Source organism: Microcoleus sp. bin38.metabat.b11b12b14.051 (genome assembly GCF_013299165.1).
Taxonomy (GTDB): domain Bacteria; phylum Cyanobacteriota; class Cyanobacteriia; order Cyanobacteriales; family Microcoleaceae; genus Microcoleus.
Genome location: NZ_JAAFKD010000024.1, coordinates 13,266 through 33,328 on the forward strand (window position 1 = coordinate 13,266; position 20,063 = coordinate 33,328).

11 protein-coding genes and 1 CRISPR repeat array (1 of these 12 only partly in view) are annotated in these 20,063 nt (G+C 46.3%); of the genes, 4 read left to right on the forward strand and 7 right to left on the reverse strand.

From position 1 onward, the window contains the following. Window positions 1–213: a CRISPR direct-repeat array (repeat unit 34 nt; unit sequence ACACAAACGAATTCCGCCTCCGCGGAATGAAGAT) (it extends 371 nt beyond the left edge of the window). A gap of 21 nt (window positions 214–234) precedes the next feature. The 5 genes from QZW47_RS22120 to QZW47_RS22140 form a co-directional block, all read right to left on the reverse strand. After that, a complete protein-coding gene (locus tag QZW47_RS22120) occupies window positions 235–3,381 on the reverse strand; it encodes an efflux RND transporter permease subunit (protein ID WP_293131447.1) in 3,147 nt (1,048 codons plus the stop codon). An 892-nt stretch (window positions 3,382–4,273) separates the two neighbouring features. Then, window positions 4,274–7,414, reverse strand: a complete 3,141-nt coding sequence (locus QZW47_RS22125) for an efflux RND transporter permease subunit (protein ID WP_293131450.1) — start codon at window positions 7,412–7,414, stop codon at window positions 4,274–4,276. A gap of 628 nt (window positions 7,415–8,042) precedes the next feature. After that, complete coding sequence (locus QZW47_RS22130) at window positions 8,043–10,016, reverse strand: efflux RND transporter periplasmic adaptor subunit (protein WP_293131453.1); 1,974 nt, start codon at window positions 10,014–10,016, stop codon at window positions 8,043–8,045. 502 nt (window positions 10,017–10,518) lie between these two features. Then, window positions 10,519–11,058 carry a hypothetical protein gene (locus tag QZW47_RS22135; protein WP_293131456.1) on the reverse strand — a complete coding sequence of 180 codons (540 nt, stop codon included), beginning with the start codon at window positions 11,056–11,058 and terminating at the stop codon, window positions 10,519–10,521. Between the two features lie 16 nt (window positions 11,059–11,074). After that, the gene (locus QZW47_RS22140) at window positions 11,075–11,281 is read right to left on the reverse strand and encodes a hypothetical protein (protein ID WP_293131459.1); all 207 of its coding nucleotides are present in this window, start codon (window positions 11,279–11,281) and stop codon (window positions 11,075–11,077) included. A gap of 85 nt (window positions 11,282–11,366) precedes the next feature. On the opposite strand from QZW47_RS22140, the gene QZW47_RS22145 reads away from it, so the two are divergent. The 3 genes from QZW47_RS22145 to QZW47_RS22155 all read left to right on the forward strand — a co-directional run bounded on the left by QZW47_RS22145 (window position 11,367) and on the right by QZW47_RS22155 (window position 17,056). After that, entirely contained in the window at window positions 11,367–14,777 is a 3,411-nt protein-coding gene (locus QZW47_RS22145) for a CHAT domain-containing protein (RefSeq protein ID WP_293131462.1), read from the forward strand. A gap of 361 nt (window positions 14,778–15,138) precedes the next feature. Further along, on the forward strand, window positions 15,139–15,498 hold the full coding sequence (locus QZW47_RS22150) for a hypothetical protein (protein WP_293131465.1): 360 nt from the start codon (window positions 15,139–15,141) through the stop codon (window positions 15,496–15,498). Further along, a complete protein-coding gene (locus QZW47_RS22155; RefSeq protein WP_293131468.1) occupies window positions 15,485–17,056 on the forward strand; it encodes a hypothetical protein in 1,572 nt (523 codons plus the stop codon). Before QZW47_RS22150 ends, QZW47_RS22155 begins: the two co-directional genes overlap by 14 nt. Window positions 17,057–17,256: 200 nt before the next feature. On the opposite strand, the gene QZW47_RS22160 is transcribed toward QZW47_RS22155, so the two are convergent. Together QZW47_RS22160 and QZW47_RS22165 are read right to left on the reverse strand one after the other, a co-directional pair. Then, on the reverse strand, window positions 17,257–17,880 hold the full coding sequence (locus QZW47_RS22160) for a precorrin-8X methylmutase (protein ID WP_293131470.1): 624 nt from the start codon (window positions 17,878–17,880) through the stop codon (window positions 17,257–17,259). Window positions 17,881–18,369: 489 nt separating this feature from the next. Next, window positions 18,370–19,173 (reverse strand): TPM domain-containing protein, encoded by an 804-nt coding sequence (locus tag QZW47_RS22165; RefSeq protein ID WP_293131473.1) that lies wholly within the window; start codon window positions 19,171–19,173, stop codon window positions 18,370–18,372. Window positions 19,174–19,588: 415 nt separating this feature from the next. Between QZW47_RS22165 and QZW47_RS22170 the strand changes: the two genes are divergently transcribed. Beyond that, on the forward strand, window positions 19,589–19,966 hold the full coding sequence (locus QZW47_RS22170; protein WP_293131476.1) for a nuclear transport factor 2 family protein: 378 nt from the start codon (window positions 19,589–19,591) through the stop codon (window positions 19,964–19,966). Window positions 19,967–20,063: the final 97 nt, after the last annotated feature.

A 20,063-nucleotide genomic window follows, 5' to 3' on the forward strand; every position in this document is an offset into this window, starting at 1 on the left:
ACAAACGAATTCCGCCTCCGCGGAATGAAGATGAGACGGCGGTTGAAACCGCGCCGACACAAACGAATTCCGCCTCCGCGGAATGAAGATTAGAGATGAGACGGCGGTTGAAACCAGGTTTACACAAACGAATTCCGCCTCCGCGGAATGAAGATTAGACGGCGGTTGAAACCGCGTCTACACAAAGGAATTCCGCCTCCGCGGAATGAAGATTAGACATACGATTGAAACCGATCACTCTTCAACCTGCGGAGGCAGGTTTTGTCTGTGTCGATGCGGTTTCAACCGCCGATTCTTCGGATTGCCTAACTGTTCTCTCAACCCTTCCATATAAGTATAAAATACTGGAGTTAAATACAGTGTTAAAATTTGCGAAAACAGCAAGCCGCCAACGATCGCAATTCCCAACGGGCGGCGCGATTCCGAACCGCTACCGACGCCTAGGGCGATGGGTAAGGTGCCGATTAATGCAGCCATAGTAGTCATCATAATCGGGCGGAAGCGGACGATACAGGCTTCGTAGATGGCATCGTAGGCGCTGCGGCTGCTATCTTGGCGCTGTTTGTCGATCGCAAAATCTACTAACATGATACCATTTTTCTTGACTATTCCCACGAGTAGAATAATCCCGATAAACGAATACAGGTTCAATTCGACTCCAAAGATTACTAGGGTTAGCAGCGCGCCAAATCCGGCTGAGGGTAAACCGGACAAAATTGTCAGCGGGTGAATGAAATCTTCGTACAAAATGCCGAGAATTAGATAAATCACTACAATTGAAACGACTAACAACCAGCCTAAATCGTTAAATGATTGGTTGAATACTTGGGCTGAACCTTGGAAACTTGTTGTTACTGATGGCGGTAAAATATCTTTGGCAACTTTTTCGATCGCAGTGGTGGCTTGATTCAGCGATGTACCGGGGAGTGTATCAAAGGAGATTGTAGCAGAAGGTAGTCCGCTGAGGTGGTTGACTGTGAGCGGGCCGACGGTTTGGGTGATACTGGCGATCGCACTTAACGATATCATTTGTCCGGTAGTCGATCGCACGTACAGCATTGACAAAGCACTCGGATCGCGCTGAAACTCTGGCTTGAGTTCCATTACCACGGTATACTGATTGTTTGGGGTATAAATCGTGGAAACCTGGCCAGAAGCGTAGGCTGCGCTGAGAGTTTTCTGGACTTGTTGCGCGCTGACGCCGACAATTGCTGCTTTGGCGCGATCGACTTTAACTTCCAGTTGAGGCGTGCTCAGTTGCAAATCGCTATCGACACCGCGCAATCCCGGTATAGTTTTGACTTTAGCTAACAATTCCGGCACTACTTGACGCAGCGCTTGCAAATCTAAACTTTGCACCGTAAACTGATATTGTGAGTTTGTTTGTTGACCGCCGATCGGAATTGCAGCCGGAGAACGTAGAAAAGCTTGGACTCCGGGAATTCCGCGCAATTTGGGAGTAAGTTTTTGGATGATTTCGTCTGCATTGAGGCGTCGTTGCGATCGGGGTTTCAGTCTAATTGTAATTCGTCCGTTATTTGCAGATGCGTTTGGCCCGCTAGCGCCTACAGTGGAATTCAATGCTGCAATATTTGGATCTTTCCGTAGGATATCTACAACCAGTTGTTGGTGGCGCAACATATCCTCAAAGGAAACGTCTTGAGCACCTTTCACATTAACCATCAGTTGTCCGGTGTCTTCAGTCGGAATAAAGCCTTTGGGAACTAATACAAATAGATAAGCCGTACAACCCAGCAACATTACCGAGACAATTAAGGTGAGAAAACGGTATTTTAAGACTGGTTTTAATGTCCATTCATATCCTTGCAGAAATAGCTCGAATCCGCGCTCCCAAATGCGGTAAAAGCGGTTTTGTCGTTGGTGGTGCGACGATTTGAGGAAACGACTGCACAACATGGGTGTGAGACTCAGCGAAACAAATCCCGAAACTAGAATTGCTACGGAAATAGTCACAGCGAATTCGTGGAACAATCTACCGATTAATCCGCCCATAAACATGATGGGAATAAATACGGCGACTAAGGAAAGTGTCATAGAAACAATCGTAAAACCAATTTCCCTGGAACCTTTTAATGCTGCTTCCAGTGGCGCTTCTCCCATTTCTTGATGGCGGACAATATTTTCCAAAACTACGATCGCATCATCCACCACAAAACCCACGGAAAGCGTCAGCGCCATCAGAGACAAGTTGTTTAACGAGTATCCCAACTGATACATTACCGCAAACGTCGCGATAATCGCCACGGGTAAAGCTAAACTGGGAATTAGCGTGGCTGTGATGTTGCGTAAAAAGATAAAAATTACTAAGACAACCAGACAGACTGACAACGCTAAGGAGAATTTTACATCATCTACAGAGGCGCGGATGGATTGCGATCGATCGTACATAATGCCCATTTCGATCGATTGGGGAATCTGTTGTTTGAGGGCGGGTAACATTCGCACGATCGCATCGACAATCTCGACTGTATTTGCGTCGGGTTGTGGCTGTACAGAAAGCAAGATTGCTGGCTGATTTTTGACTTGTTTGTCGCTGTACAAGTTCAGCACTTTATTGTTCTGTACGTCATCAATGATGTCACCTAAATCTTGCAGTCTGACTGCGGCACCGTTTTTGTAAGCAACGATTAGTGATCGATATTCTGAGGCTTGATTTAATTGACCATTTACTTGAATCAAATAGCTTTTATAATCGCCGGAAAGGCTACCAGTTGGTAAGTTAACATTTCCTTGGGTAATAGCGGTTCTGACTTGATCTAATCCGATACCTCGTGCGGCTAACTTGCGCGGATCGAGTTGAATCCTGACTGCATATTGTTTCTGTCCAAAAATCTGGACTTGCGCGACACCATCAATAGCAGAAATCGGTTGCGCTACGGTTATTTCGGCGGCTTCATTGACTGCTGATATTTGCAGCGTTTTGGAGTATAAATATAGGTAGAGAATTGGTGAAACCGAAGGGTTAACTTTGCGGTAGCTGGGCGGTTTGGGCATTCCTGATGGTAATGAACCTGCGGCGGCGGCGATCGCAGCTTGTACGTCTTTGGCGGCAGAATTGACGCTGCGGCTGAAGTCGAATTGCAGGGAAATATTGGCGCTACCTGTTGAACTTGTGGAGTTAAAGGAGTTGAGGCCCGCTATTTCGGTAAACTGTCTTTCTAGTGGCGCGGCGACGGAGGATGACATGGTTTCTGGCGTAGCGCCCGGTAGGATGGCGGAAACGCTGACGAAGGGATATTCTACGTGCGGTAAGGCGCTAATTGGGAGGAGGAAATAACTCATCAAACCGAATACTAAAATGCCGATTGTGACTAGGGTTGTCATCACGGGGCGGCGGATAAAGATTTCTGATATGTTCATAATATGAAGGAAGAAGGAAGAAGGAAGAAGGAAGAAGGAAGAGGGAAGAAGAAAAAAGTTGTAGGGTGTGTCGCCCTTTAAAATACTTGACTAAATATCGATAACCTTATGGCGACGCACCTTATACGATTTGAACAAATATTTATGACATAATAAGTGTTATATCTGTGTACATAATCTCTTGGAAATACCCGGTACGTCGCTATTGAATTGTCGGTATTCATCAGGGATTTTTTACGGCGATGTACCCTACGACTACCCTCGGAAATACCTGGTGCGTAGCTATTGGATTGTCGGTATTCATCAGGGATTTTTTATGGCGACGCACCCTATGACTACTCTTGGAAATACTGAAGAAATAACATGATTTTAACCGTTTGGTATTCAACCCGCGGAGGCGGGTTTTGTCTGTGTAGACGCGAATTCTATTCGCCCGGTATTCTGAGAAACGTTGAGAGATTTCTGATATGTTCATAAGACAATATGTTTGGGATAAGACGGCGGTTGAAACCGCGACTATACAAACGATGTCCGCACTTCGACAAGCTCAGCGACCACCTCCGCGGACTTAAGAAATAACATGATTTTAACCGTTTGGTATTCAACCCGCGGAGGCGGGTTTTGTTTGTGTAGACGCGAATTCTATTCGCCCGGTATTCTGAGAAACGTTGAGAGATTTCTGATATGTTCATAAGACAATATGTTTGGGATAAGACGGCGGTTGAAACCGCGACTATACAAACGATGTCCGCACTTCGACAAGCTCAGCGACCACCTCCGCGGACTTAAGAAATAACATGATTTTAACCGTTTGGTATTCAACCCGCGGAGGCGGGTTTTGTTTGTGTAGACGCGAATTCTATTCGCCCGGTATTCTGAAGAAAAGTTATTTTTACCGCCCTCCTTTTACATAAAAAACTTGCCCAAATTTCACATCCTTAAGCTTCTTGCGCCATGATTCCATATAGATGTAAAATACGGGCGTGAGATATAATGTCAATACTTGTGAAAACAAAAGTCCGCCGACAACCGCAATTCCTAACGGGCGGCGAGATTCCGAGCCCGCACCAACTCCTAGCGCGATCGGCAAAGTACCCATTAATGCCGCCATTGTAGTCATCATAATCGGCCGGAAGCGCACTAAACACGCTTCATAAATTGCTGCTGCTGGTTGTTTCCCTTCCATCCGCTGGGATTCGATCGCAAAATCGACCATCATAATCCCGTTTTTCTTGACTATCCCTACCAACAAGATGATACCGATGAATGAGTAAATGTTGAGCTCAACGCCAAATAACATCAGTGTTAGCAATGCGCCAAATCCCGCTGAAGGTAATCCTGACAGGATGGTAATCGGATGGATGAAATCTTCGTACAGAATTCCCAGGATGAGATAGATGACGAGAATTGCGATCGCCAATAATATCCCTAAACTCGGTAGGGAACTCTGAAATACTTGACTAGCGCCCTGATAATTCGTCGTGATGCTGTCGGGAATCACGGATTTGACGATTTGGTCGATCGCACTATTGGCACTTCCCAGGGCGACACCAGGGGCGAGATTGTAGGATATTGTCGCAGCATTCATCCGCCCGACGTGGCTGATAATTAGTGGCGCGACTCCTTGGGAGATTGTCGCAAAGGTTGCTAGCGGTACTTGCGTTTGACTTCCCGAAGCATCAGTCGCAGTTGTCGCCATATAAAGCTGCATTAAAGCATTCGGATCTTGTTGATATTTCGGTTCGAGTTCCAAAATAACTTGATATTGGTTACTCGCGCCGTAAATCGTGGAAACTTGGTAAGCGCCGTAGGCATTTCTCAGGGTATTTTCGATTTGACTGGCGGTGATTCCTAGGGCTGAGGCTTTGTCGCGATTGATATCTACTTTGATTTGGGAAGTCATCTGCAAATCGCTGTTTACATCCTGAATTTCTGACATGGCTTTCATTTTGTCTACCAGTTGCGGCACGTATTTTCGCAGCGGTAAAACATCCGAACTTTGCAGCGTTAGTTGGTACAATCCCGTGCTTTGTTGCGTACCAAGCGGAATGGCGGGAGGATTTTGTAAGAAGACTTGAATTCCCGGAATCTCTGCTAATTGCGATCGCAAATTCTGCACAATTTCATCCGCACCCATCTCTCGCTGCGATCGCGCTTTTAGCCGAATGAACAAACTGCCGGAATTCCCCGCAACCGCCGCCCCGCCTCCATTTGCACTCGCACCCGCCCCGATGTTCGAGTTGACTGCTTCCACATTTGGATCTTCCCGAATAGCCTTGACAACGGCTTGCTGGTGGCGCGCTAATTCATCAAAGGAGGCGTCTTGCGCGGCTTGGGTAATCCCAGTAATTTGTCCGGTATCTTGGCTGGGAATAAAGCCTTTGGGAACTGCGATAAATAATCCAACTGTGGCGAACACCATAACTAATGATAAAATCATCGTGGTGCGGTGATATTTTAAGACTATTTTCAGACTCCCATCGTACAAGCTCAAGATTTTGTCGAATACGTACTCGGAAGCTTGATAGAGTTTGCTTTGATTGGCGTGATTGACAGGGCGAAGAAAACGACTGCACAACATCGGTGTCAAACTCAAAGAGACAAAGCCGGAAACCAGAATTGAAACAGCAATCGTGACTGCAAATTCATGAAACAACCGCCCCAACAACTCACTCATAAATAACATTGGAATAAACACCGCCACCAAGGAAAGCGTCATCGATAAAATCGTAAAACCAATTTCCCTAGAACCGTTTAGCGCCGCCTCTTTTGGGGTTTCTCCGGCTTCGATGTGGCGGACGATGTTTTCCAGCATAACGATCGCATCATCGACTACAAAGCCCACCGATAGCGTCAGCGCCATCATTGACAAGTTATCCAGGGAGTAGTCGAACAGGTGCATCACGCCGAAGGTTGCGATCAGTGACACCGGAAGCGCTAAGCTGGGAATGACGGTTGCTGACAGGTTGCGTAAAAAGACGAAGATGACTAAGATGACTAGGACGATCGTCAAAACCAGCGTAAACCGGACATCATCGACAGACTCGCGAATCGATTGAGACGCATCGTACATGACGCCAAGTGCGATCGAACTTGGCATCTGGGCTTGTAAACTGGGTAGCAATTTTTGAATCGTATCAACCACTTCGACAGTATTTGTACCGGGCTGTCTCTGGATTGTAAGGATAATTGCGCGATCGTTATTATACCAGCTAGCAACCTTAGTATTTTCTACGCTATCAACCACTCGCCCTAATTGTTCGAGATAAACAGGTTGACCATTTTTATAGGTGACAATCAAACGGCGGAAAGCCGCAGCATCTTTCAGTTGTCCGTTGGTTTGGACTGCAAAGTTTTTATGACTACCAGAAAGGCTACCCGTAGGTAAATTGACATTACCTTGTTGGATAGCAGTTTGCACTTTATCAATGCCAATTTGTCGCGCGGCTAACTGCTGCGGATCGAGTTGAATTCGGGCGGCGTATTTTTGGGAACCATAAATCTGCACTTGCGCCACACCATTGATAGTTGAAAGCTTTTGCGCGAGATAAGTTTGGGCGTAGCTATCAACTTCTGAAAGCGGCAAAGTTGGGGAAGTCAGATAAAGATAAAGAATCGGCCCGTCGGCGGGATTAACTTTACTATAAGTCGGCGGATTTGGTAAATCATTCGGCATTTGGCCGGATGCTGAGGAAATTGCCGCTTCCACATCCTGCGCCGCATTATCAATATTATGAGTGAGGTTGAATTGCAGAGTAATTTGAGTTGCGCCGCTGGTACTTGTTGAAGTTAGCGTATCGAGTCCCGCGATGCTGGAAAATTGCTTTTCTAAAGGGCGCGCGACAGATGCAGCCATTGTTTCCGGGCTAGCGCCGGGGCGGGAAGCGCTAACTTGAATTGTGGGATAATCGACGTTGGGTAAATCGCTAATTGGTAGCAGTCGATAACTCATCCAACCAAAGATAAGAATCGCCGCCATCACCAGCGTAGTCATAATTGGACGGCGGATAAATAGTTCTGAAGGATTCATCATAACAGTTGACAGTTGACAGTTGATAGTTGACAGTTGAAATCAGAATAATTCATCTCTCTATTCTATTCTCTCCTCTGTGTCCTCTGCGTTCTCTGCGGTTAAATAATTCCGATCCAACCAAAACTAAGATTATTTAATAAACTTTGATTTTTGGATAAATACAAGAAGAACCGCAGATTTAAGGCAGACAAACACGGATTAACAGTTGACAGTTGAAATCAGAATAATTCATCTCTCTATTCTATTCTCTCCTCTGTGTCCTCTGCGTTCTCTGCGGTTAAATAATTCCGATCCAACCAAAACTAAGATTATTTAATAAACTTTGATTTTTGGATAAATACAAGAAGAACCGCAGATTTAAGGCAGACAAACACGGATTAACAGTTGACAGTTGAAATCAGAATAATTCATCTCTCTATTCTATTCTCTCCTCTGTGTCCTCTGCGTTCTCTGCGGTTAAATAATTCCGATCCAACCAAAATCAATTAAACTTTGATTTTCGCCTAAACACAAGAAGAACCGCAGATTCAAGGCAGATAAACACGGATTAACGCAGATGTTTTTTCAGATTATTTGGGAATGAATGTAATCTTATTTAATCATTCCCAATTCTTAAATCTCCAATCACCTACGGATTCTGGCGCGATTTCCCTGACTTATTTCCCGATGAATTGGAATCACCGCCAGATTTTTTATCCCCAGATGTATCAGACTTATCGCCCTTGGTAGAATCAGAATTATCCTGAACATCATCTGCGGTTTTAACCACAATCTTGCCGCCATCAACCAGATTAGCTTGTCCATCGATCACAACATCATCACCAGCCTTCAAACCTTTTTTGATCACAGTCAAACCGTTGATGGTATTCCCGACAACCACAGGTACATTATCCACCGTATCGTCGAACTGTGCGACAAATACGAATTGTCCCTTCGGCCCGGTTTGTACTGCTTGCGATGGAACTACGATCGCATTTGGTTCTTGACTTAATGTTAATGTAGTATTGACGAATTGACCAGGAAACAGTTTCCCGTCGGAATTATTGAAATCACCAATCAGTTGAATTGAACCTGTAGCGTTGTCAACCGTGTTGTTGACAAAGGACAAAGTGCCTGAGATTGGTTGATTATTTCCCGCAAAGGTGACATCAACTTTTAGTTTGCCGTTTTCTGAGTATTTTTGGATGTCTGGTAAGTTGGACTCTGGAACCGAAAAGGCAACTTGAATCGGATTGATTTTCGAGATGGTTACTAAGGGTTGGTTGCTGTTTTGCTGCACCACATTGCCTTCTGTAACTAGAATGTTGCCGGCGCGTCCATCGATCGGCGAAAACACCTTAGTATAGGATGATTGCACCTGAGCATTTTGCAAACTACCGCCGTCAGCGCTTACACTAGCCTGAGCACCCTCGATCGCAGATCGATCGCCCTCAACGACAGCCCGAGCATTCTCAATCCCCACCAAATCGCTCTTCACCGCCGTCTGAGCGTTCTCAATTCCGATCGCATCGCTCTTCAGGGCAGTTTCGGCATTTGCGATCGCCACCTCGTCACCTTTCACCGCAGCCTCCGCATTCGTGATGCCGATGCGATCGCTCTTAACAGCAGTTTCCGCATTTGCGATCGCCTGTTTGTCAAGTTCAACCGTTGCCGCCGCCGCCCGACTGCTGGTAGCATATTGTTCGGCTTGATCTTGACTGACAACTCCTTGTTTGTAGAGCTCTGCATAACGTTGACTTTGGGCGGCAGCATATTGCGATTGCGCTCGATCTTTTGTTAAAGTGGCGATCGCCTGTTTGACAGCACCTTGGTCTTTTTCCAAAGTAATTCTGGCTTGTTCAACAACTCCCTTATCCTTCGCCAGAGTCATTCGCGCTTGTTCGACAACACCTTGATCTTTTTCCAAAGTCGCCCTAGCTTGTTCGACAATTCCCCTATCCTTATCCAGAGTCGCCCTAGCTTGTTCCACAATCCCTTGATCCTTAGCAAGATTTGACATCGCTTGTTGTACTTGGGCGCGGTCTTTTGCTACAATACCTTGAGCTTGTTGGATCGAAGCAGTTTGAGAGCGATCGTCGATCGAGAACAACAACTGACCTTTCTTAACTTCCTGCCCTTTCTGGAAATAAACCTTAGTAATCCGGCCGCTAGCCTGTGCAGTAACAGAAACAGTAGCACCAGATTGCACATTGCCGATCGCCTGTAACTGAATCGGCACAGTTTTCTTAGTTACCGCCGCCACCATTACCGGAGTCACCTGCATTTTACCACCGCGGCGGCTCGCCTTTTCCACTTTCGGAGCAGTAGCCCGCTGCCAAACCAAAAATCCCAAACCTCCAACTACCAACAACATCAACAAAAACAGTGCAATTGGCTTTTTTGCCAGCACTTTTTTAGGCTTATGTTCTGCTACTACAGCATTATTTATAGGTTCAGTTTCCGTTAACTTTGTAGTTTCCAGAGCAACTTCAGGAACAACATTATGCGGAACTTCATCAACAATTTCAACCTGATCAGTTGATTGCTCATTCAGCTTCATATCTTCATCACTAACTTTAGGGTGAGTGCCATTCCGACTGTCACTAATAATTTCTTCCAGCATCCAAACCTCCTCTAAAAATAAGTCTTACTTTTAATAACAGTTATGGTGAGGGGTGCATCTCAATGAAGGCAAATATGTTTGTAGGGGCGAAGCATGACCGCAGTCAATATGGGATTGTAACTAATAACTTATATGCGGTCATGCTTCGCCCTCTTCAAAAGTGAGATGCACCCTATGGTGAGTGCCTGACGCATTGATATAACTTACGCGCGGGTGTTCAGAAACCGGGTTTTTTCGATAATATTTCGTTATGGCCCTTAAATTTAGCAAAAAACCCGGTTTCTTTGGTATCTATGCGTAAATCCTGATTCACTTTCCCACATTAAAATTATCTGCGTTCATCTGTGTTTATCTGCCAAACATCTGCGGTTAACTGACCATATCAAAGATTTATGCCAACCGTAAAAACAATGATAGGGTGAGCATTCAACAACACCCCGTCATAGTTTTCACGCCGCAATCAACCTATAAATGCGATCGCCCAAAACTGCCAATCACAGCATTACTTAGCTTGAGTTTCCGAGGATTTTTGAATGTTTTGTGCAGCGCGAGGATAAGCCTCCTTGAGAATAGCCTTAACTTTTGGCTTTTGTTCAGCAGTGAGATTAATTTCTGTCAAAGCTTGACGCATTTTTTCACCAGACTTCAGCTTAGCATTCAAGCTTTTATATTGCTCAGCCGTTAACACCTTAGCGAGTTTTTGACTAACTTCCTTGCGCTTCTGTGCCCGTTCAGCATCAGACATCTTCGGCTTCTTGGTATCTGTCGAATTTGCAGCCACCACATCAGATTTAGCATCTTTAGAAGCAGTAGCATCCGGCTTGGTTTCCGATGCTACTGCTGGATTTGCCTTAGTCGCATCAGGCTTAGCATCTTTGGAAGCAGTAGCATCCGGCTTGATTTCCGATGAACTTACGGGATCTGCCTTAGTCTGGCTGGGTTCGGAAGCCTCCGGGGCGTTGGGTGGTGCACAAGCAGACAAACCGCCAACCAACAAAGCGCCGGCGAGGATAAATGCTGGTGCGATCGTACTTCTTTTCATGATTCACTGCCTCTAATTAACCTTCAACATCAATGCTACAACCTAAAATCAATTGCGACATCACCCAACTGTACCGAAACCGCATCCCAGCCGCCCACCCAGAAACCGGGTTTTTCTCCCCAATACTCACCAAAAACCCCAAATCCCCAGAAAAACCCCGTTTCTCCAACCCCAGCCACCCACCGCACACCCCCAAAACATCCGCAACCAACCCCCAATTCATCCGCTAAATCCGCTACAAAATCCGCTGCCAATCTTGATTTCCCCCCACAAAAAATGTAAAATTCAACAAACATGGGTATTCAAAAATGAACCAAGCACGCCGCCAAGCCTATCTCACCCTAATTGAATCTCTCCTCACCTGTCCCAGCGAAGAACGAACCGCTATCCTGCAAGCCAATATAGAATTATTAGACGATGAATTTGCCCAATATTTACGAGAGTGGGCAACTGAAACACTGCCAAAGTTGGATGCAGACAAAGCAGAAACTCGTGCCAAGATTTTATACAATTTAAATAATAATTTTTCAAGTCTTCAGCAAGGCAGTCGCAGAAGCAACATAGAGATTGCGATCGCTTGTCTGGATATAGGATTAACTATTTTTACCCACGAAGCTTACCCAGAAAAGTGGGCGATGTTTCAAAATAGTATAGGTGTTGCTTACAGTAACAAAATCAAGGGAGACAGGGGTGATAATTTAGAAAGGGCTATCGCCTGTTATGAAGCAGCTTTACAAGTTCGCACCCGCACAGCTTTTCCCGAAGATTGGGCTATGACTCAAAATAATTTGGCAGTTGCTTACCGTAATAGAATCAAGGGAGACAGGGGTGATAATTTAGAAAGGGCGATCGGCTTTTATGAAGCTGCTTTACAAGTTTACACCCGCACAGCTTTTCCCGAAAAATGGGCAACGACTCAAAATAATTTGGCAAATGCTTACTGTGACAGAATCAAGGAAGACAAGGGTGATAATTTAGAAATGGCGATTAAATTTTATAAAGCAGCTTTACAAGTTTACACCCGCACAGCTTTTCCCGAAGATTGGGCAATGACTCAAAATAATTTGGCAACTGCTTACAGTGACAGAATCAAGGGAGACAGGGGTGATAATTTAGAAAGGGCGATCGGCTTTTATAAAGCAGCTTTACAAGTTTACACCCGCACAGCTTTTCCCCAAGATTGGGCAATGACTCAAAATAATTTGGCAACTGCTTACAGCCAGAGAATCAAGGGAGACAGGGGTGATAATTTAGAAAGGGCGATCGGCTTTTATAAAGCAGCTTTACAAGTTTACACCCGCACAGCTTTTCCCCAAGATTGGGCAAATACTCAAAATAATTTGGCAACTGCTTACAGCCAGAGAATCAAGGGAGACAGGGGTGATAATTTAGAAAGGGCGATCGCCCTTTTAGAAGCTGCTTTACAAGTTTACACCCGCACAGCTTTTCCCGAAGATTGGGCTATGACTCAAAATAATTTGGGAGAAGCTTACAGTGACAGAATCAAGGGAGACAGGGGTGATAATTTAGAAAGGGCGATTAAATCTCATAAAGCAGCTTTAGAATTCCGAACTCCTACCACCTTACCCCTTGGCTGTCTAGAAACAGGCCGAAACCTAGGCAATTTAGGATTTGACGAAAGCTTGTGGGAAACAGCCATCTTCGGCTACGAAAAAGCGATCGAAGCAGTCGAACAAAGTCGCGAATGGGTAACATCCCTAACCCGCAAACAAGAACTAATAGAAGAAAACCTCAACATCTACGAAAAAATGATGCAATCCTGCATCAACCACCAACAATATCACAAAGCAGTCCAAACCGTAGAACGCAGCAAATCCCGCTACCTAGTCGAACTCTTCACCAACAGCGAAATCTATCCCAAAACCGCCACCGAACCCCAAAAACAACAACTTCGAGACTTGCGCCGCCAAATCGCCGCCGCCCAACAATCCCTAGAAACACCAACACCAACTCCCCCTCTTTCTCCCCCCCTTACCAAGGGGGGGCCGGGGGGGTTCCCGAAGACTCAACTCCCCCTCTTTCTCCCCCCCCTTACCAAGGGGGGGCCGGGGGGGGTTCCCGAAGACTCAGACACACAACGCACAACTCAAACCCGCACCCTCACCCCCGAATCGCAACAACAACAAACAGACAACTTAGCAACAGCATTGCAGCAACTAGCCGAATTCCTCGAACCCTTCAAACAGCGAGAATCAGAATTCCAGCTAACCCAAAAAGTCGCCCCCCTAAACATCACCGAATTCCAGCAAACATTAGACAAAAAAACCGCCATCATAGAATGGTACATCGGCAAACCCGATAACTTCAACTCCCAAGACTGGGGGGGATCTTGCTTCATCATCACCCACAACAAAATACAATCAATCCCCATCACCTGCGCCCAAACAACCGAATTAGAAACCTGGAAAGACGAATATCTCAACGAATATCGCGGCGACAAACAAACCAACCTAATCTGGCAAAACAGCTTACCCCAAAAACTGCAACAACTCTCCCAAATATTGCGCCTCAACCAAATAGTCGCCCAAATCCCCAAAGATTGCGATCAATTAATCCTAGTCCCCCACCGTTACCTGCACCTTTTCCCCCTCCACGCCCTACCATTCACATTGGAAAATAAGGGCGGGCACGGGGGCACCGCCCCTACAAAAAACCTGCTAGATTGCTTCCCCAACGGAGTAAAATATGCCCCCAGCTTGCAACTACTGCAACTCGTCCAAAACCGCCTCAAAACCCGCGCATCAATCCTCCCCGAATCACAACCATTATTTGCGATTCAGAATCCCACCGAAGACTTAGCCAACGCCGACATGGAAGTAGAAACCATCAAACAAAGATTCAATCCCCACGACATCTTAATCAAAAGCCAAGCCACCAAAATCGCCTTCACCGAAAACGTCAAAAACCTATCAAACGCCAGCTATATCCACTTTTCCTGTCACGGAGTCTTCAACTTTGACAATCCGCTGCTATCCTTATTAGCCTTAGCCGGTTCCGTAGAATCAGCCTCGGAAATTAACCCCCCCCAACCCCCCCTTGCTAAGGGGGGGCTTCAAGAGAATGAGATAGAATCAGCCTCGGAAATTAACCCCCCCCAACCCCCCCTGGCTAAGGGGGGGCTTCAAGAGAATGAGATTGCGACAGATTCAGAAATTAACCCCACGCAATCCCCCGTTGCTAAGGGGGGGCTTCAAGAGGATATGCCCGAAACTGCACGTTATGTGAGAATGCGAAGCGGCAAAACAGTCATCCCCGAAAAATGCCTCACCTTAGAAGAAATCTTTGCCAAACTAGAGTTATCGCAGTGCAATCTTGTCACACTCTCCGCCTGCGAAACCGGGTTAACCGACTCAACAACGATGACAGATGAATACATTGGTTTACCCAGCGGCTTCTTGTATGCTGGGAGTATGAATGTTGTCAGCACTTTATGGAAAGTCGATGATTTTGCCACAGCTATATTCATGATCAAGTTTTACCAGGAATTGCTACCACAAGTTTCAGTAGCCCTCGCCTTAAATGCCACGCAAAACTGGATGCGCGCCATCACCCGCGAGGAGTTTACGAGTTGGATTGAATTATTAAATTTAGATAAAAAATCCCGACAAAGTGCTCAACTGTGGGTAATGGCATCGACAGAGAAACAGCCATTCTCGAAGCCGTGGTATTGGGCAGCTTTCTTTGCTACGGGATATTAGGGGGAAACACAAAATTTAAGGTAAAATATTACCATAGGTTCGCAATAGGTTCGTAGTACGGACTTCAGTCCGTTAAGACTTTGGGAAGAAGGACTAAAGTCCTCACTACTAACCTGGATGAAGGACTTGCATTCCAATAGGTTCGTAGTACGGACTTCAGTCCGTTAAGACTTTGGGAAGAAGGACTAAAGTCCTCACTACGAACCTGGAAGAAGGACTAAAGTCCTCACTACGAACCTGGATGAAGGACTAAAGTCCTCACTACGAACCTGGATGAATGACTAAAGTCCTCACTACGAACCTGATGAAGGACTAAAGTCCTCACTACGAACTTGTCATTTTATTAACGGAGGATTATATTATGGATGCTGACAAAATTATCGCTATCTTGCTGAAATGGCTGCACGACAAGCAGAATACTTTTAATCAGACAGCATGGGCAAATTTACCAAGTTTAGCAGCAGAAATAGCAACCGCGGCAGATGATGATTCGTTTTCCATTGCCATGATTATCAGCAAATGGTGTGCCGAGAACAGTCTAGGAGAGGAATTAAGAAGAAGTGTGCGAGAAATCTCCGATCCGGGCGAAGCCCTTCCAACCACACTACCACCTCTAGAAAATCTTACCAAAATCATACCTAAAACTATCATGGACGCTTACAAAAAAGGACAACAACCGGGCGCGCTCAATACTCGCGATACAAATAATGAATCCAAATAACCAAGTATACGCCCCAAACGTTCATTTATTCGCCTTCCACGTTTGGGACACCATATCATCAGACTCAAATTATCCTAGCAACTCCCAACAACCAACCTTACCCGCAACCTCAACTCCCCATAGCAATCCGCAACTCCTCTGGGAAAAGTGCAACGAGATACTCCAAGAAAAACTCAAGATTAATGCCGAATTTAACCAGACAAACTTACTCTACAACAGAACCGACCAACCGCGAGGCCGCCGCGTCAACCTGATTATCAAAACTGCTGTCAACAATCGCGGTTCCCTATTTTTAGCCAAACAAATCAAACATGACAATCAGCCGCTTTCCCTCGCCGGATTTGCCCAACCGCTGCGAATATCTGACAGTTACGCCTTAGCCTTCAACCTTCGCGTCCCCGAAAAAACTAACGGCACTAACACACCTAATGTCAATCCTAGCATCTTCGGTGAATTCAATCCCGACAACTGCTTGCTGCCAAACTCAGTTAACAGTTATTTCGGTCAAACTCTGCTGCTTACCGCTTGGCTAAACGAACCACAAAAAGCAGAAGCAGAGCAAGATTCCCAGTTTATCAAAAATTTAGGTCAACAATGTCTTAAATCTTTGATTTCCGGCGAAGTCCTACCAGAATTGTACCGTGAAGGCGAATTATTCGGCAGTCCGATTCTGGAATACGGCGATCCCAATTACCCAGATGATTTCGGACATATTCTGATTTGGTTTTTCAACAGTCAAACAACCAGCGATATCTGGGATTTGCGGTACACTGATTTTATAGATTTATTCTTGTACCGCCACAAAGTCATCCGCGCCTACCAAGAAAGCCGCGCCTACTACTCCGAAATCCGCCAGGAATACGAACAAATTGAACAGCATATTGACAGAACTTTTCAGCAGTATTTCGACGATGACGAAGCGGATCAGCGAGAATCGAAGGATGCCGGTTTAACAGCAGAGAAATTTCAATATCTCGCACGTCAGATTATCGAAATGCCTCCCCGCGCTGTTAAGTATGCCCGATGGCTGATGGATTTGGAAATTCGCCAAAATACGATCGCCATTAACGCCAAAAATTACCAAGATAAATTAAATCAAATAAGTCTTGACATCAAATCCCGAAAAAATTATAATGATAGGGATGCCGATTTGAAATTCCTAAAATTATTCAGCAAAGAAACCTGCCCGCGATTTCAACAACAGATCACAGCCGATCTAGCTTACTTCAAACACGGTACAGGTTCCCTAGACAATGCGATGGAAGCAATTAGGGGCATAGTGGCGATCGAAGAAGCCCGTCGCGATACAGAATTACAAGCAACCATTCAAACAGTAGGTTCAACTTTGGGATTTGTGGCGATAGTAGCCAGTGTAGCCCCTTATCTGATCAAACAAGATCCGCCAGATCGCAAATTTTACTTTCCATTGAGCAACATCGAAATCCCGTCATTTATACTGGTGTTGCTGATTAGCCTCGGTGCAGGATTTGGCGTGTGGATGGCCGTATGGGCGATCGGACAACTCAAGAAAATCCTACCAAAAATCAAGCACCGTTAACAGTTAACTGTTAACTGTTAACTGTTAACTGTTAACTGTTAACTGTTAACTGTTGTAGCGACGTACCTCACAAAGCGGTTAAGACGGAAGTCTACTGCGATTGCTTCACTTCGTTGGCAATGACACTGTAAATTGCAAATAAACCAATTCCTGTGCGGGCGGTGCCAACAATGCCCGCCCAATTCCCGTAGCAAACAGCATCAACTGTTACCCTCTTGGCCGTAGGCTTGCCAAGCCAAATCCACCAAACCGTTAACAATCGCCACAGCCACCACCGCAGAACCCTTGCGCCCCTCAATCCGAATGTGAGGAATCATCGAATCGTGCAGCCGCGACTTAGCCACGTCAACCCCAACAAACCCAGAAGGAGTCCCAATCACCAAAGCCGGCCGAATTTCCTCCGCCTCAATCAAATCCACCAGCGCCGACAAAGCAGTTTGAGCCTGGCCAACCACAAAAATCCCCTCAGGATAGCGTCTGGCCAAAGTTTCAATCCCCCAAGCCGCCCGAGTCCGTTCCTTTTGAGGGCGCGTCAAAGCCTCCATCGAACAGTAAACCGGATTCGCAAAGGTAGTTTGAATTTGTGGCGTAATCCCCACCTGCACCATCGGCACATCTACCACGATCGTAGTTCGAGCAGCCAAAGCTGCCGCCCCGGCTTGCAAAGCCTGATCGGAAAAACTAATTAAAGACTTGTACTCAAAATCAGCAGTCGCATAAATCACACGGCGGACTATTTCATACTCCGCCGCAGAAAAACCGTGGTCGCCAATTTCGTTATCAATTAATCCCAGACTCTGGGCATCGCTTACGTGCCATTCCATTTGTTGGAGAGCTGTCGCCTGTGAATTGTTAGGTATTAGCTTACCAGCTTTTAGCGATTAGTCATTAGTCATCGGTCATTAGTTATTTGTCTAGAGCGGATTTTTGGCACTTTTGGTAGCCCACCAATCATCTCAAGACTGGCGCCGGGGGCAGAAACCGGGTTTTTGCACGAGCTAACTTCGCTGCACACCCCAGAAAAACCCAAAAAACCCGGTTTCTTTGGACTTGAGCGCGCGGCCCAGAAACCGGGTTTTTTGACGATTTAACTGGTTGTAGCCCCCAGATTCCCTAAAAAACCCGGTTTCTAAGAATCACACCATTTTTCTAAAGTAGTGTTATGCAATCACCCCCCCCAACCCCCCCTTACTAAGGGGGGGCTAAGAGTTCATCTCTAGCAAATCTTTATAAAATTGGTATCACACCAATGACTGATGACGAATGACTAATGACGAATGACTAATGACGAATGACCAATGACTCCCAAAAAACTAAGTTTCCTCTGAAGGAGACTTGCCCAATACTGGAGTCAAAAATGCTACCAAAGCCCCGATCGCAAAACCGGCCACATTCCGAGCCACAGGCAGCCAGTCGGAAGTCCGAGTTACCACAGGCCCAAGTCCGAAAGCCAAAAACAGAATCCCCCACAGCGGCGAAAAAATCAGCGCCCACTGCCAAGCCACACCCTGTCCCGGTTTCCGAGGCTGAGCCGCAAACCCGCAGATCACGCCGCCAAGCACCGATGTAATTAAAGTCAGCACCCACTGTTCCCTAGGCAAACCGGGAACCACGCGGCACCCGCCCTGACGCAAACAGCCTTCTATCGACTCCAAAGATTCAATGATCGATCTATCTTCGCCATTGTCCCGCACAAAAAACTGATTACCGTAGCGGGTTTGCAGTTCCACCCAAAAAGTGCGCGGCAGCAGCGGATACAGTGCATCGCCCACATTAAAATTCAGCAAATTGCCACCGCGGGGGTCAGCAACTAGCAACACGCTTTTATTATCCAAGCCCCAATAACTTTTGACAGCCAAACCGGGCGTGCGATCGTACTGAGTCAGCACTCGCAGCTTCCAACCTGTTTCGGCTTCAAAGGCGTTTAAATTTTTGGCCAGTCCCTCTTCTTCAATATCCGTAAGGGCTTTAGCTAAGTCAATAATCGGCGTCTGAACTTGCGGCAACAAATCGGGGTTGTTGAAAGCATGGGCCGCAGGTGCGATCGTCCACACCGACAAAGCCAGAAACAAGGCGACAGCAGAGGCGAGGAATTGGCGCGGAAAAAACTGTGACATAGGAACTTCTAATCTGGGTCTTAATTGTGAAGGTTAGCTGGTGGTTTTAACCTGAGGATAAGATAAAACTCATATTTCTTTACAATTATTTACTTTACAGGAAGCCGAGAACAAGCGGAAGGGGAAATAGTTTTGAGTTTGGAGTATTGATACCAAACCCAGGCTTGAATATTCTAGGACTTACGCATTGACAAGAGGTGCAAAATATGTATTGTGAGGCATAGAGGAGGACGGATGATTGCCGAACAACTCAAAAACAGCCCTATTGTGCCGAAAGAGTCGGCATCAGCCCCACATTAAGGTGTTATGGTGTTATGCAGAATCATGGGATCTATCTCACCCGCTGCGGTCTTATGCCGAAGCGTTCAGAATAAGAATTGTTAAGCCCTGCTGTATGTCCTTCACCACAGCTCTTATGCCAGATAAATCTGCACTCCTAATTGAACTGCTACGCGCGGCCTACGCTGCCTTCAACGCGCGAGATATTGACGCCGCCCTCGCCACAATGACTCCTGACGTGGCTTGGCCGCGAGCGTTCAAAGGCGGTTTTGTCCGTGGCCATGAAGAAATCCGCGCTTACTGGACGGAGCAATGGAGCGAGATCAATGGGAATGTGGAGCCGATTGCCTTTCACCCAGAGGAGGGCGGGCGGATTTTAGTCGATGTGCATCAGGTCGTGCGCGATCTGGCTGGAAGCGTGATTGCTGATGAGCAGGTTGGTCATCGCTTCACCATTGAGCATGGCTTGATTCAAGTCATGGAAATCTGTCCACTTCCATTGTCCGGCCACTGAGCCTAACAAGGCGCTGCAACCAACGGCGGGGTAGTGTCTGACCCGGAGAGGTTGCTTTTCCTCCCGCCGTTGCTGAGCTTCCAGCCGTTAGGTCTTG